The sequence below is a fragment of the Streptomyces luteireticuli genome, from assembly GCF_041519305.1.
GTDB lineage: Bacteria > Actinomycetota > Actinomycetes > Streptomycetales > Streptomycetaceae > Streptomyces > Streptomyces luteireticuli.
The window spans coordinates 3,909,067-3,923,327 of the sequence record NZ_CP167927.1 but is presented as its reverse complement, the minus strand read 5'-3'; the positions used below and the strand labels follow the sequence as shown (position 1 = coordinate 3,923,327).

Annotated in this window: 12 protein-coding genes; 8 read left to right on the top strand and 4 right to left on the bottom strand. The window is 72.4% G+C overall.

The window, feature by feature from the left end; all coding sequences use genetic code 11:
- The first annotated feature begins 98 nt into the window (after positions 1-98).
- Positions 99-1,721 carry a chaperonin GroEL gene (gene groL, locus AB8735_RS17200; RefSeq protein WP_344030936.1) on the top strand — a complete coding sequence of 541 codons (1,623 nt, stop codon included), beginning with the start codon at positions 99-101 and terminating at the stop codon, positions 1,719-1,721.
- A 68-nt stretch (positions 1,722-1,789) separates the two neighbouring features.
- On the opposite strand, the gene AB8735_RS17195 is transcribed toward groL, so the two are convergent.
- Positions 1,790-2,563: an SDR family oxidoreductase gene (locus AB8735_RS17195; protein WP_344030934.1), complete on the bottom strand. Its 774-nt coding sequence runs from the start codon at positions 2,561-2,563 to the stop codon at positions 1,790-1,792.
- Between the two features lie 9 nt (positions 2,564-2,572).
- Positions 2,573-3,301, bottom strand: coding sequence for an MOSC domain-containing protein (locus AB8735_RS17190; RefSeq protein ID WP_344030932.1), 729 nt, complete (start codon positions 3,299-3,301; stop codon positions 2,573-2,575).
- Positions 3,302-3,382: 81 nt separating this feature from the next.
- On the opposite strand from AB8735_RS17190, the gene AB8735_RS17185 reads away from it, so the two are divergent.
- A complete protein-coding gene (locus AB8735_RS17185; protein ID WP_344030930.1) occupies positions 3,383-4,288 on the top strand; it encodes a LysR family transcriptional regulator in 906 nt (301 codons plus the stop codon).
- A 20-nt stretch (positions 4,289-4,308) separates the two neighbouring features.
- Here AB8735_RS17185 and AB8735_RS17180 read toward each other — a convergent pair whose 3' ends face one another.
- Positions 4,309-4,626 (bottom strand): WhiB family transcriptional regulator, encoded by a 318-nt coding sequence (locus AB8735_RS17180; RefSeq protein ID WP_049718716.1) that lies wholly within the window; start codon positions 4,624-4,626, stop codon positions 4,309-4,311.
- Positions 4,627-5,018: 392 nt separating this feature from the next.
- Between AB8735_RS17180 and AB8735_RS17175 the strand changes: the two genes are divergently transcribed.
- From AB8735_RS17175 to AB8735_RS17155, 5 genes are all read left to right on the top strand, one after another.
- Complete coding sequence (locus AB8735_RS17175; RefSeq protein ID WP_003948568.1) at positions 5,019-5,630, top strand: response regulator transcription factor; 612 nt, start codon at positions 5,019-5,021, stop codon at positions 5,628-5,630.
- A 450-nt stretch (positions 5,631-6,080) separates the two neighbouring features.
- Complete coding sequence (locus tag AB8735_RS17170; protein WP_199892377.1) at positions 6,081-6,683, top strand: sigma-70 family RNA polymerase sigma factor; 603 nt, start codon at positions 6,081-6,083, stop codon at positions 6,681-6,683.
- Positions 6,684-6,860: 177 nt separating this feature from the next.
- A complete protein-coding gene (gene guaB / locus AB8735_RS17165) occupies positions 6,861-8,366 on the top strand; it encodes an IMP dehydrogenase (RefSeq protein WP_344030924.1) in 1,506 nt (501 codons plus the stop codon).
- A gap of 277 nt (positions 8,367-8,643) precedes the next feature.
- Positions 8,644-9,771 carry a GuaB3 family IMP dehydrogenase-related protein gene (locus AB8735_RS17160; RefSeq protein WP_344030922.1) on the top strand — a complete coding sequence of 376 codons (1,128 nt, stop codon included), beginning with the start codon at positions 8,644-8,646 and terminating at the stop codon, positions 9,769-9,771.
- Positions 9,772-9,880: 109 nt separating this feature from the next.
- Entirely contained in the window at positions 9,881-11,035 is a 1,155-nt protein-coding gene (locus AB8735_RS17155) for a rod shape-determining protein (protein ID WP_344030920.1), read from the top strand.
- Between the two features lie 8 nt (positions 11,036-11,043).
- On the opposite strand, the gene AB8735_RS17150 is transcribed toward AB8735_RS17155, so the two are convergent.
- Positions 11,044-12,294, bottom strand: a complete 1,251-nt coding sequence (locus tag AB8735_RS17150; protein WP_344030918.1) for a nucleotide sugar dehydrogenase — start codon at positions 12,292-12,294, stop codon at positions 11,044-11,046.
- A gap of 203 nt (positions 12,295-12,497) precedes the next feature.
- On the opposite strand from AB8735_RS17150, the gene AB8735_RS17145 reads away from it, so the two are divergent.
- Positions 12,498-14,207, top strand: coding sequence for a glycerol-3-phosphate dehydrogenase/oxidase (locus AB8735_RS17145; RefSeq protein WP_372408291.1), 1,710 nt, complete (start codon positions 12,498-12,500; stop codon positions 14,205-14,207).
- The last annotated feature ends 54 nt before the right edge of the window (positions 14,208-14,261 follow it).

Genomic DNA, 14,261 nt, shown 5'->3' with positions numbered 1-14,261 from the left:
ACTTCGAAGCTTTTGAGCTGCGCCCCGGGTGCCCGCGTCCACCAACCGGGCGGCCGGGGCGCAGTTCGTTCCGAGAGACACGGCGAAGGATTTAACCCATGGCGAAGACCCTGAAGTTCGACGAGGACGCCCGTCGCGCCCTTGAGCGCGGCGTCAACAAGCTTGCCGACACCGTGAAGGTGACGATCGGCCCCAAGGGCCGCAACGTCGTCATCGACAAGAAGTTCGGCGCTCCCACCATCACCAACGACGGTGTCACCATCGCCCGCGAGGTCGAGCTCGAGGACGCATACGAGAACCTGGGCGCCCAGCTCGTCAAGGAGGTGGCGACCAAGACCAACGACATCGCGGGCGACGGCACCACCACCGCCACCGTGCTGGCCCAGGCGCTGGTCCGCGAGGGTCTGCGCAACGTCGCCGCCGGCGCCTCCCCGGCCTCCCTGAAGAAGGGCATCGACGCCGCCGTCAAGGCCGTCTCCGAGGAGCTCCTCGCGACCTCCCGGCCGATCGACGACAAGAGCGACATCGCCGCCGTCGCCGCCCTGTCCGCCCAGGACAAGCAGGTCGGCGAGCTCATCGCCGAGGCGATGGACAAGGTCGGCAAGGACGGTGTGATCACCGTCGAGGAGTCCAACACCTTCGGCCTGGAGCTGGACTTCACCGAGGGCATGGCCTTCGACAAGGGTTACCTCTCGCCGTACATGGTCTCGGACCAGGAGCGCATGGAGGCCGTCCTCGACGACCCGTACATCCTGATCCACCAGGGCAAGATCGGCGCCATCCAGGACCTGCTCCCGCTGCTGGAGAAGATCATCCAGGCCGGTGGCTCCAAGCCGCTGCTGATCATCGCCGAGGACGTCGAGGGCGAGGCGCTCTCCACCCTCGTCGTCAACAAGATCCGCGGCACCTTCAACGCCGTGGCCGTCAAGGCCCCGGGCTTCGGCGACCGCCGCAAGGCGATGCTCGGCGACATGGCCACCCTCACCGGTGCCACCGTCATCGCCGAGGAGGTCGGCCTCAAGCTCGACCAGGTCGGCCTGGACGTGCTGGGCTCCGCCCGCCGCGTGACCGTCACCAAGGACGACACCACCATCGTCGACGGCAAGGGCGACTCCTCCGAGGTCGCCGGCCGCGTGGCCCAGATCAAGGCCGAGATCGAGACCACCGACTCGGACTGGGACCGCGAGAAGCTCCAGGAGCGCCTCGCCAAGCTCGCCGGCGGCGTGTGCGTCATCCGCGTCGGCGCGGCCACCGAGGTCGAGCTCAAGGAGAAGAAGCACCGTCTGGAGGACGCCATCTCCGCGACCCGCGCCGCGGTCGAGGAGGGCATCGTCTCCGGTGGTGGCTCCGCGCTGGTCCACGCCGTCAAGGTGCTGGACGGCAACCTCGGCAAGGAGGGCGACGAGGCAACCGGTGTCGCGGTCGTCCGCCGCGCCGCCGTCGAGCCGCTGCGCTGGATCGCCGAGAACGCCGGCCTGGAGGGCTACGTCATCACCTCCAAGGTCGCCGAGCTCGACAAGGGCCAGGGCTTCAACGCCGCCACCGGCGAGTACGGCGACCTGGTGAAGGCCGGCGTCATCGACCCGGTCAAGGTCACCCGCTCCGCCCTGGAGAACGCCGCCTCCATCGCCTCCCTGCTGCTCACGACCGAGACCCTGGTCGTCGAGAAGAAGGAAGAGGAGCCCGCCGAGGCCGGTCACGGCCACGGCCACGCGCACTGAACCACGCGCTGGAACCGAAGGAGGCCCGGCACCCCGCGAGGGGGGCCGGGCCTCCGGCGTGTCCGGCCTCAGTTGGGTCCGTACTTGCGGCCCGTCGTGGACGACACCCGCGACAGCGCCGCGCGCGGCACGAACTTCGACAGCCCGGTCAGCGCCTTGTACCGGGGGTCCGGGACCGACAGGGACTTGCCGCGCGCCAGGTCCTTGAGCGCGGCGTCCACCAGCCGGTCCGCGTCCAGCCACATCCAGCCCGGGATGTTGTCCGTCCCCATCCCGGCCCGCTCGTGGAACTCGGTGCGCACGAAGCCCGGGCACAGCGCCATCAGCCGCACCCCACTGCCCGCCAGGTCCCGTGCCGCGCCCTGGGTGAACTGCACGACCCACGCCTTGCTCGCCCCGTAGGTGCCGCGCGGCACGAAGGCGGCCACCGACGCCACGTTGACCACGCCGCCGCGCCGGCGCTCGCGCATCCCGCGGGCGGCGGCCATCGTCAGCCGCAGCACCGCCTCGCAGTGCACCGTGAGCATGGTGAGCTCGTCCTGGACGGGGACCTCCAGGAAGCGGCCCTTGTTGCCGAACCCGGCGTTGTTGACCAGCAGATCGACCGGATGCTTACGGTCGGAGAGCCGGGACTCGACGGCGGCGATGCCCTCCTGGGTCGCGAGGTCGGCCCGCAGCACCTCGGCCTCCACCCGGTGCCGGTCGTGGAGCTCGGTCGCCTGCTCGTTCAGCCGCTTCTCGTCGCGGGCCACGAGGACCAGGTTGTGCCCTTCGGAGGCGAGCCGCCGTGCGAAGGCCGCGCCGATGCCGGCCGTCGCTCCCGTGATCAGTGCAGTCGTCATGAGGGAACGTTACTGAGTTTCCCGGGCGGCTTCGCTACGGGCCGCACCCCCGGCCGGAACCGCGGAGCGCGCCGACTCCTCGGCCTTGCGCAGGAGTTCGGGGTGCAGGGCGTCACCCGCCGCGAGGACGCGGGGCAGCAGCGCCCGCTCCGTCGTCCTCGCCCGGAAGGCGAAGGAGACCGACACCTCGTGCCCGGGGCGGTGGACGACGGTCACCGGATCACCCGCACGGACCTCCCCGGGCTCCAGCACCCGCAGGTACGCGCCCGGGGCCGCGGTCTCGGTGAACCGCCGCACCCAGCCGTTCTCGCCCAGCCAGGTGGCGAACGTCCGGCAGGGGATCCTCGGCGAGGTCACCTCCAGCAGCAGCCGCTCGCCCACCCGCCAGCGCTCCCCGATCCGGGCGCCGGACACGTCCACCCCGGCGGTGGTGAGGTTCTCGCCGAACGAGCCGTCCGGCAGCGTCCGCCCCAGCGCCCGCTCCCAGCCGTCGAGGTCCTCGCGGGCGAAGGCGTAGACCGCCTGGTCGTCGCCGCCGTGGTGCCGGAGCGAGACGATGGCGTCCCCGGCCAGTCCGCTGCCGGCCACCCCCTTGGGGCCCGGGGCGGCCACGGCGACCGGGCCCCGCACGGGACGCTTGTCGATGCCCGAGCCCAGCCCGCCGGCGAAGGCGGAGCCGGGGGCGGAGCGGTCGGCGGCCGTCGTGGACCGGCCGGTGTTCACGGAGAGGACGCGCATCGCACGAGGGTAGGCGGCAACGGCTCAAAGCGTCGAGACGGTTTGCTTCCGGCATCCCCAAGAGGGTCTTATGCTCAAGGAATGATCGAGGCACGCCATCTGAGAGTGCTGCGCGCGGTCGCCGGCACCGGTTCGTTCTCGGCCGCCGCCCGTGAACTGGGCTGCACCCAGCCGGCGGTCAGCCAGCAGATGAAGGCCCTGGAGCAGTCCGCCGGGACCCCGCTGCTGATCCGCACCGGCCGTGAGATGCGGCTCACCGAGGCCGGCCAGGCCCTCGTCCGGCACGCCGCCGGGATCCTCGCCGGGCTCACCGCCGCCGAGGAGGAGATCGCCGCCATCGCCGGGCTCCGTGCGGGCCGGGTGCGGCTGGTCTCCTTCTCCAGCGGTTCCTCCACGCTGGTGCCCACCGCCCTCGCCGAGATGCGGGCCGCCCACCCCGGCACCTTCGTCTCCCTCGTCGAGGCCGAACCGCCGCGCGCGGTGGGCATGCTGCGCGCCGGCGACGTCGACATCGCGCTGGCCTTCCGCTACCCCGAGGTGCGCGGCGGGGAGCAGGCGGCCGAGTGGGACGACCTGGTGGTGCGGCCGCTGCTGACCGACCGGCTGGTGGGGGTCGTGCCCGACGGGCACCCGCTGGCCGACGCGGAGCGGGTGGCGATCGGGGAGTTCGCCGACGAGCCCTGGATCGCGGGCTGCCCGCGCTGCCGCCGGCATCTGGTGGAGGTCTGCGAGAACGCCGGGTTCACCCCCCGGATCGACTTTGCGACGGACGACTACCCGGCGGTCTTCGGCCTGGTGGGAGCGGGTCTGGGGGTGGCGGTGATGCCGGAGCTCGCGGTGGAGTCCGTCCGGCACAAGGGCTCCCGGACCGTCCCGGTCGAGCCCGTGGTGCAGCGCGAGATCGTGGCCCTGACCCTGCCCGACCTGGCGCGCGTGCCCGCCGTCGCGCGGATGCTGGACCATCTGACGGCCGCCGCGCGTCGCTGAGGGAATCCTCCCGGGCGGGGTCAGGCGCTCATCGGGCTGCCCGAGGCGGTGATGGAGCGGTGCCGGGCGCGTCCCATCAGTTCCTCGCGCTCGTCCTCGGTGAGTCCGCCCCACACGCCGTACGGCTCCCGTACCGCCAGCGCGTGCGCCGCGCACTCCGCGCGGACCGGGCAGCGCATGCACACTTCCTTCGCCGAGGTCTCGCGGGCGCTGCGGGCCGCGCCGCGCTCGCCCTCGGGGTGGAAGAAGAGCGAGCTGTCGACCCCGCGGCAGGCGGCGAGCAGCTGCCAGTCCCACAGATCGGCGTTGGGGCCGGGGAGCCGGGAGAAATCTGCCATTGCTGGTCGTCCCCTCGATGTGAATCGATGCGAACTGAGCAGATGAAAATATGACTCATTGCGAATCTAGCCACACTTGCCACTGAATGGGAAGAAAAACGACTCCAAGCGGGCAAATGGGGCACGACTCGAACGATCTGACGAGCGCCCCCCGTGCGCCCTGCTCCGTGTCCGCGCCCTCACGTAGAGTGCCGAACGGGGCCGACCGAGCCCGTAACTCTTTCGGGTGACCGTCGTTGAGAGTGCCGGAGGCGGTTGGTGAGCGCGTGCGGTCAGGTGTCCGGGACGGTCCGCGGCGGTCTGCCCGAGCAGGTGTCTCGCCCATCGCACAGGTGACGACCAGTACCAGCCTGGAGGCTCAAGGTGACGCGCATCAGCTGCGGAGGGCGGCCATGACATCCGTCCTCGTCTGCGACGACTCCCCGCTTGCCCGAGAGGCGCTCCGTCGTGCGGTGGCGACCGTGCCCGGCGTCGAGCGCGTGACGACGGCGGCCAACGGCGAGGAAGTCCTCCGCCGCTGGGGCGCCGATCGTTCGGATCTGATTCTCATGGACGTCCGCATGCCCGGCCTGGGCGGCGTCGAGACCGTCCGCCGGCTGCTGTCCGCCGACCCCGGCGCCCGCATCATCATGCTCACGGTGGCGGAGGACCTGGACGGCGTGGCCCTCGCGGTCGCCGCCGGGGCGCGCGGCTATCTGCACAAGGACGCCTCGCGCGCCGAGCTGCGGGCCACCGTGACCCAGGCGCTCGCCGACCCGACCTGGCGGCTCGCCCCGCGCCGGCTGCGCTCGGCCGAGATGGGCGCCGCCCCCACGCTCACCGCCCGGGAGATCCAGGTCCTGGAGGGCATGAGCCACGGGCGGTCCAACGCCGAGATCGGCCGCGAGCTCTTCCTCTCCGAGGACACGGTCAAGACCCACGCCCGGCGGCTCTTCAAGAAGCTGGGCGCCTCCGACCGCGCGCACGCGGTGGCGCTCGGCTTCCGCTGGGGCCTGGTCCGCTAGCCGCTCGGGTGCGTGGCGCGGTGCGGCAGCGGTACGCGGCCACCCGGGCAGTCCCCCTGCGCCGCCCCGGCGCGGGGGAGGGGCATGCGCACCGCGACCCCACCGCGCCGACGCCCGCCGGTCGCGCCGGCAACCGGCGGCCGCGCGGACGTCTGGCGCCGAAACCCCGACGGATGCCGCATCCTTGAGATGTGACTCCTCCCCGCCAGAGGCCGGACCTTCTCGCTCGGCCAGAAGAGACCTCATGACGGACAGGCGCCGCTCGCTGCCGCACGGCATCACGCCGCACGGCACGGGCACAAGCTATCGGCGGAGTCGTGGGCGCGGGGCGGGTATACCCGGAAGGGGGCGACGCGAGACGTGAGTGCGAGGACACCGACGCGTAACGGTTCGACGCACAACTATGAAGGCGGTGCCGTGGATCGTCGGACGCCGAGGCACCATGGACCGATGCGTGACGACGAGACACCGGGGCACCCAGTGGCCGCCGGACCCGGGGAGATCGGCGCTCTCGTCGCCCGCGCCGTCGAGGGCGACCGGGGCGCCACCCACGATCTGCTCGCCCTGGTCCACCCACTGGCCCTGCGCTACTGCCGCACCCGGCTGTCGCGACTGCCGGGCGACGCACGGCACTTCGTGGACGACCTCGCCCAGGAGGTCTGTCTGGCCGTGCTCTGCGCGCTGCCCCGCTACCGGGACACCGGGCGGCCCTTCGAGGCGTTCGTCGTGGCCATCGCCGCGCACAAGGTCGCCGACCTCCAGCGGGCCGCCATGCGGCACCCGGGCAGCACCGCCGTGCCCTCCGACGAGATGCCGGAGCAGCCCGACGACTCGCTCGGCCCCGAGGAGCGGGCGCTGCTCAGCAGCGACGCGGAGTGGGCCAAGAAGCTGCTCGCCAACCTCCCGGAGAACCAGCGCGAGCTGGTGCTGCTCAGGGTCGCCGTGGGGCTGACCGCCGAGGAGACCGGGCAGATGCTGGGGATGTCGCCGGGCGCCGTACGGGTCGCCCAGCACCGGGCGCTCAGCAGACTGAGGGCCCTGGCCGAACAGTGACGGACGGGATCTGTGGAGGAACCTCCAAGTGACGCGGGACTCACCGGTCGTGGAATGGGACACCCGCGACGGCCGTTAGCATGGGAGTCCTCGCTGAGGCAAGGGGGTTCCGGGGCCCGCGGCGGACGCCGCCGGTGGTGACGGCCCCGGCAGATCTTGAGTATTTGGGAAGGTGTCATGACTGACCACGCCGACGGAATGCCCGCGAAGTTCGCGATGCTCGGTCTGACCTACGACGACGTCCTGCTGCTGCCGGGCGCTTCGGAGGTACTGCCGAACGCGGTGGACACCTCCTCCCGTGTTTCGCGCAACGTCCGGGTCAACATCCCGCTGCTGTCCGCCGCCATGGACAAGGTCACCGAGGCGCGGATGGCGATCGCCATGGCCCGGCAGGGCGGCGCGGGCGTGCTGCACCGCAACCTGTCCATCGAGGACCAGGCCAACCAGGTCGACCTCGTCAAGCGCTCCGAGTCGGGCATGGTCTCCGACCCGATCACCGTCCGCCCCGACGCCACCCTGGCCGAGGCGGACGCGCTGTGCGCCCGCTTCCGCATCAGCGGCGTGCCGGTCACCGACCCGGCGGGCAAGCTGCTGGGCATCGTCACCAACCGCGACATGGCCTTCGAGAACGACCGCACGCGTTCGGTCCGCGAGGTCATGACGCCGATGCCGCTGGTCACCGGCAAGGTGGGCATCTCCGGCGAGGACGCCATGGAGCTGCTGCGCCGCCACAAGATCGAGAAGCTGCCGCTGGTGGACGACGCCGGGGTGCTCAAGGGTCTGATCACGGTCAAGGACTTCGTCAAGGCCGAGCAGTACCCGAACGCGGCCAAGGACGCGGAGGGCCGCCTGGTCGTCGGTGCCGCGGTGGGCGTCGGCGCCGAGGCGTACGAGCGGGCCCAGGCGCTGGTCGAGGCCGGTGCGGACTTCCTCGTCGTGGACAGCGCCCACGGTCACAGCCGGGGCATCCTCGACATGATCGCCAAGATCAAGTCCAACATCGACGTCGATGTGGTCGGCGGCAACGTCGCCACCCGGGACGGCGCGCAGGCGCTGATCGACGCCGGTGTGGACGGCGTCAAGGTGGGCGTCGGCCCCGGCTCGATCTGCACCACGCGCGTGGTCGCCGGCATCGGCGTCCCGCAGGTCACGGCCATCTACGAGGCGGCGAAGGCGTGCCACGCGGCGGGTGTTCCGCTGATCGGCGACGGCGGTCTGCAGTTCTCCGGCGACATCGCCAAGGCGATCGCCGCCGGTGCCGACACCGTGATGCTGGGCTCGCTGCTGGCCGGCTGCGAGGAGTCGCCGGGCGAGATGGTCTTCATCAACGGCAAGCAGTTCAAGTCCTACCGGGGGATGGGCTCGCTGGGCGCGATGCAGTCCCGCGGGCAGGCGCGCTCCTTCTCCAAGGACCGCTACTTCCAGGACAACGTCCTCTCCGAGGACAAGCTGGTGCCCGAGGGCATCGAGGGCCAGGTGCCCTACCGGGGGCCGCTGTCCTCGGTGGCCCACCAGCTGGTGGGCGGCCTGCGGGCGTCCATGGGATATGTGGGATCGGCCAATGTCCAGGAGCTCAAGGACAAGGGCACGTTCGTGCGGATCACGGCGGCGGGGCTCAAGGAGAGCCACCCGCATGACATCCAGATGACGGTCGAGGCGCCGAACTACTCGTCGCGGCGCTGAGCGGGTGGGGGCGGGGCGGGGGGATTTTCTCCCCGCCCCGCCCTCATCCGTTTTCGCAGGGGCTGCGCCCCTGCGCGACCCCGCTTGCGCGCTACCGCGCGCGGGTGGGCGGGGCTTCGCCCCTGCGCCCCACCGGGGGCTTCGCCCCCTGGCCCCCTGAAGCGCCCTGCAGGCTCCCCCAGAGGCGGGCCAGGGGCAAACCCCGTCGGCGCGCGGCCGCGCCCCGCCGCGTCGGTGATACTGGAGTGCGGCAGACGTAGAAGGAAAGGCCACAAACGTGACTGAGATCGAGATCGGGCGCGGCAAGCGCGGCCGCCGGGCGTACGCGTTCGACGACATCGCCGTCGTCCCGAGTCGCCGTACCCGCGACCCCAAGGAGGTCTCGATCGCCTGGCAGATCGACGCCTACCGCTTCGAGCTGCCGTTCCTGGCCGCCCCGATGGACTCCGTCGTCTCGCCCGAGACGGCCATCCGCATCGGTGAGCTGGGCGGTCTCGGCGTGCTCAACCTCGAGGGCCTGTGGACCCGCTACGAGGACCCGGAGCCGCTGCTGGCCGAGATCGCGGAGCTGGACGAGCACACCGCGACCAAGCGCATGCAGGAGATCTACGCCGCTCCGATCAAGGAGGAGCTGATCGGGCAGCGCATCAAGGAGGTCCGCGACTCCGGCGTCGTGACCGCCGCCGCGCTGTCGCCGCAGCGCACCGCGCAGTTCTCCAAGGCCGTCGTGGACGCGGGCGTCGACATCTTCGTCATCCGCGGCACCACGGTCTCCGCCGAGCACGTCTCCGGTGCCGCCGAGCCGCTGAACCTCAAGCAGTTCATCTACGAGCTCGACGTCCCGGTGATCGTCGGCGGTTGTGCGACGTACACCGCGGCCCTGCACCTGATGCGGACCGGCGCGGCCGGCGTCCTGGTGGGCTTCGGCGGCGGCGCCGCGCACACCACCCGTAACGTCCTGGGCATCCAGGTGCCGATGGCGACTGCCGTGGCCGACGTGGCCGCGGCCCGCCGGGATTACATGGACGAGTCCGGCGGCCGCTATGTGCACGTCATCGCCGACGGCGGCGTGGGCTGGTCCGGCGACCTGCCCAAGGCCATCGCCTGCGGCGCCGACGCCGTGATGATGGGCTCCCCGCTCGCCCGCGCCACCGACGCGCCGGGCCGCGGCCACCACTGGGGCATGGAGGCCGTCCACGAGGACGTGCCGCGCGGCAAGCGCATGAACCTGGGTGCCGTCGGCACCACCGAGGAGATCCTGCTCGGCCCCTCGCACACCCCGGACGGGTCGATGAACTTCTTCGGCGCCCTGCGCCGGGCGATGGCGACCACGGGCTACAGCGAGCTCAAGGAGTTCCAGCGGGTCGAGGTGACGGTCGCGCCGTCGCAGCACGACAAGCGCTGACGCTCCGTCGGACGCGGGCCCGGTTGCCTCGGCAGCCGGGCCTTCGCCGTGTCCGGTCCTGGTCGTCAACTCCGCATAAAAGTTCGGTCATGGTGAATACTGGCGACTTATGGCGCAAAGTAAGTCGTTCACCGGCAGGGACATGGGCATCGACCTCGGCACCGCGAACACGCTGGTGTACGTGCGGGGGAGGGGAGTGGTGCTCAACGAGCCCTCGGTCGTCGCCGTCAACGCCGATGACGGCGGCGTGCTGTCGGTGGGTGCCGAGGCGAAGGAGACCATCGGTCGCACCCCCTCGAACATCGTGGCCATCCGCCCGATGCGCGACGGCGTCATAGCCGACTTCGAGATAGCCGAGCGGATGCTGCGGCACTTCATCAAGAAGGTCACCGGCAAGCGGATGCTGTCCCGTCCGCGCGTGGTGGTCTGCGTGCCGTCGGGCATCACGGGCGTCGAGCGCCGGGCCGTGATCGAGGCCGCCTCCCAGGCCGGGGCGCGGGCGGTGCACCTGGTCGAGGAGCCGATGGCGGCGGCGATCGGTGCGGGCCTGCCGGTCAGCGAGCCGACCGGCTGCATGGTCGTCGACATCGGCGGCGGCACCACCGAGGTCGCGGTCATCTCGCTGGGCGGCATCGTCACCGCGCGTTCGGTGCGGACGGCGGGCGACGCCATGGACGCGGCGATCATCTCCTATGTGAAGAAGGAGTACGCGCTGGCGATCGGCGAGCGCACCGCGGAGGACATCAAGCTGAGCATCGGCTCGGCCGCGCCGACGGGCAAGTGGTCCATCGCCGGACTGGCGTCGGTGGCAAGCAAGTTGGCGAAGAACGAGAGCCTCGCCGGCGCCGACTCCGGGGACCCCGAGGAGACCCAGGGGCTGCTGCCCCCCGACCGCTACACGATCCGCGGCCGCGACCAGGTCAGCGGTCTGCCCAAGACGCTGGAGCTGACGGCCGACGAGATCCGGCACGCGCTGACGGAGCCGGTGGACGCCATCGTCATGGCCGTGCGTCAGACGCTCGACGAGACGCCGCCGGAGCTGTCCGGCGACATCATGGACCGGGGCATCGTGCTCACGGGCGGCGGTGCGCTGCTGCGCGGGCTCGACGTCCGCCTCAGCCGGGAGCTGGACATTCCGGTCCTGGTCGCGGACAACCCCCTGGACTGCGTCGCGGTGGGCACGGGCCGCTGCGTCGAGGACTTCGCGAAGCTGCGGACGCTGCTGGACGCGCAGCCGCGGCTGCCGGCGAGCGGCCGGCTGTAGGAGGGGGCTCAGAGCCGGTGCGCGGCACCGGCGGGGCTCGCCCCCCTCGTGTCCAGCAGCAACTGCGCCTTCACCGCCAGCCCTTGCAGGTCGTACGTCCGGTGGTGCTGCAGAAGCACCGTCAGATCGGCCTCGGCCGCCGCCTCGTACAGGCAGTCCACCCGCGGCACCGCCCGGCCCCCGGCCCGCCATCCCGGCACATACGGATCGTGGTAGCTGATCTGCGCCCCCAGCTCCATCAGCCGGGAGGCGATCTCGGGGGCGGGGGAGCCCTCCTGGTCGCCGGTGTCCGCCTTGTAGCCGACGCCCAGCAGCAGCACCCGGGCGCCCCGCGCCGACTTCCCGTGCTCGTTGAGCAGGGCGGCGCTGCGCTGGGTGACGTACAGCGGCATCCGCCCGTTGACGTCCCGCGCCAGGTCCACCATCCGCAGCGGGTGCCCGGTCCCGACGCGGTCGACGGGCGTGCCGTGACCGCCGACGCCCGGTCCGGGCCGGAACGCCTGGAAGCCGAACGGCTTGGTCTCCGCGCACCGCACCACGTCCCACAGGTCGACGCCGATGTCGTGGCAGAAGACCGCCATTTCGTTGGCCAGGGCGATGTTGACGTGGCGGTAGTTGGTCTCCCACATCCGTACGGTCTCGGCCTCCCGGGGGCCCCGGGCCCGGACGATCTTGTCGCAGAGGCGTCCGTAGAACGCCGCGGCCGCCTCCGTGCAGGCGGGGGTGAGCCCGCCGACGACCCGGGGGACGCGGGCGAGGTCGCGGTCCCGGCGTCCGGGGTCGGCGCGGCTGGGGGAGTACGCGAGGTGGAAGTCGCGCCCGGCGCACAGCCCGGAGCCGTCCTCCAGCAGCGGTCGCACGAACTCCTCGGTGGCGCCCGGGTGGACGGCGGACTCCAGGATCACCGTGGTGCGCGGCCGGAGGCGGGGCGCGAGGGCGCGGGCGGCGGTCCCGACGGCGCTCAGGTCGAGGGCGCCGTCCTCGCCGAGCCGGGTCGGTGCGCAGATCACGGCCGTACGGACCCGTTCGAGCGCGGCGTCCTCGGTGGTGGGGCGGAAGCCGGCGGAGAGCATCCGGCGCAGTTCGGCGGCGGTGAGGGTGCCCGGCCCGTCGTCGGCGGGCAGCCGTCCGGCGCGCAGTTCGGCGACGGTGCGCGGGTCGGGGTCGTGGCCGACGGTCGCCACGGAGGCGGCGGTGGCGGCCCGGGCGAGCGGCAGGCCGAGGTGGCCCAGTCCAATGACGGCGAGATCTGCGGGCATGACGTGACGCGGTCCTTCCCCTGGGCCGCCGGACCGATCCCTTGAGGTGCGGCAGGTGCGGCGGTGTAGATCAGGTTAAGGGGATATACGACATATTTCGGGCATTGCCGCTCCGGGCGTCGCCCCCGGAGCCGCCGCGGGAGGCCGCCCCGGCCGATCTGGGGCAGCATCGGAGGGAGACCCCGACGCAGCGGGAGGCAGTGGTGAGGACAGCGACACTCGGGCCGGCCGGGCGCACCGCGGCGCTCGCCCGGATGGCGGAGCGAGAGCTGGACGTCCTGGTGGTCGGCGCCGGCGTCGTCGGCGCGGGCACCGCGCTGGACGCCGCCACGCGCGGCCTGGTGACCGGCCTCGTGGAGGCGCGGGACTGGGCGGCCGGCACCTCCAGCCGCTCCAGCAAGCTCATCCACGGCGGGCTGCGGTACCTGGAGATGCTCGACTTCGCCCTGGTCCGCGAGGCGCTCAAGGAGCGCGGGCTGCTGCTCCAGCGGCTGGCCCCGCACCTGGTCAAACCGGTGCCGTTCCTCTACCCGCTCCAGCACCGCGGCTGGGAGCGGCTCTACGCGGGCTCGGGCGTCGCGCTCTACGACGCGATGTCCGTCTCCTCCGGCCACGGCCGGGGACTGCCCCTCCACCGCCATCTGACGCGCCGGCACGCGCTGAGCGTGGCCCCCTGCCTGCGCAAGGACGCACTGGTCGGCGCCCTCCAGTACTACGACGCCCAGATGGACGACGCGCGCTACGTCACCACCCTGGTGCGCACCGCCGTCGCGTACGGCGCCGAGGCCGCCAACCGGACGCGCGTGGTGGGCTTTCTCCGCGAGGGGGAGCGGGTCGTCGGCGCCCGGGTGCGCGACCTGGAGGCGGGCCGCGAGTTCGCGATCCGCGCCCGGCAGATCGTCAACGCCACCGGCGTGTGGACGGACGACACCCAGCAGCTCATCGCCGAGCGCGGCCAGTTCCACGTCCGCGCCTCCAAGGGCATCCACCTCGTCGTCCCCAAGGACCGCATCCACTCCACGACCGGGCTGATCCTGCGCACCGAGAAGAGCGTGCTCTTCGTCATCCCCTGGGGCCGGCACTGGATCATCGGGACGACGGACACCGACTGGGACCTGGACAAGGCCCACCCGGCCGCGTCCAGCGCCGACATCGACTACCTGCTGGAGCACGTCAACTCCGTGCTCGCGGTGCCGCTGACCCGGGACGACGTCCAGGGCGTCTACGCCGGGCTGCGCCCGCTGCTGGCCGGCGAGTCGGACGCGACGAGCAAGCTCTCCCGCGAGCACACCGTGGCGCACCCGGTCCCGGGGCTGGTGGTCGTGGCGGGCGGCAAGTACACGACGTACCGGGTGATGGCCAAGGACGCCGTGGACGAGGCGGTGCACGGGCTCGCGCAGAGAGTGGCCGACTGCGTCACGGAGGACGTGCCGCTGGTGGGCGCCGAGGGCTACCACGCCCTGTGGAACGCCCGGGCGCAGCTCGCGCAGCGCACCGGGCTGCACGTGGCGCGGGTGGAGCACCTGCTCAACCGGTACGGCTCACTGGTGGACGAGGTCCTCGACCTCGTCACGGCCGACCCCTCGCTGGGCCGCCCGCTCGGCGGCGCCGAGGACTATCTGCGCGCCGAGGTCGTCTACGCGGCCTCGCACGAGGGCGCGCGCCATCTCGACGACGTCCTCACCCGGCGCACCCGGATCTCCATCGAGACCTTCGACCGCGGCACGCGCAGCGCCCGCGAGGCGGCGGAGCTGATGGCCCCGGTGCTGGGCTGGGACCGCGCGCAGGTGGACAAGGAGGTCGAGCACTACGAGAAGCGGGTGGAGGCGGAACGCGAGTCGCAGCTCCAGCCGGACGACCGCACGGCGGACGCGGCGCGGCTGGGCGCGCCGGAGGTGCAGCCGCTGGCCTAGGGGTGTCCGACGGGTCGGCACCGGCCCTGGGGCGGTCCGGCGGAACTCCGGGGC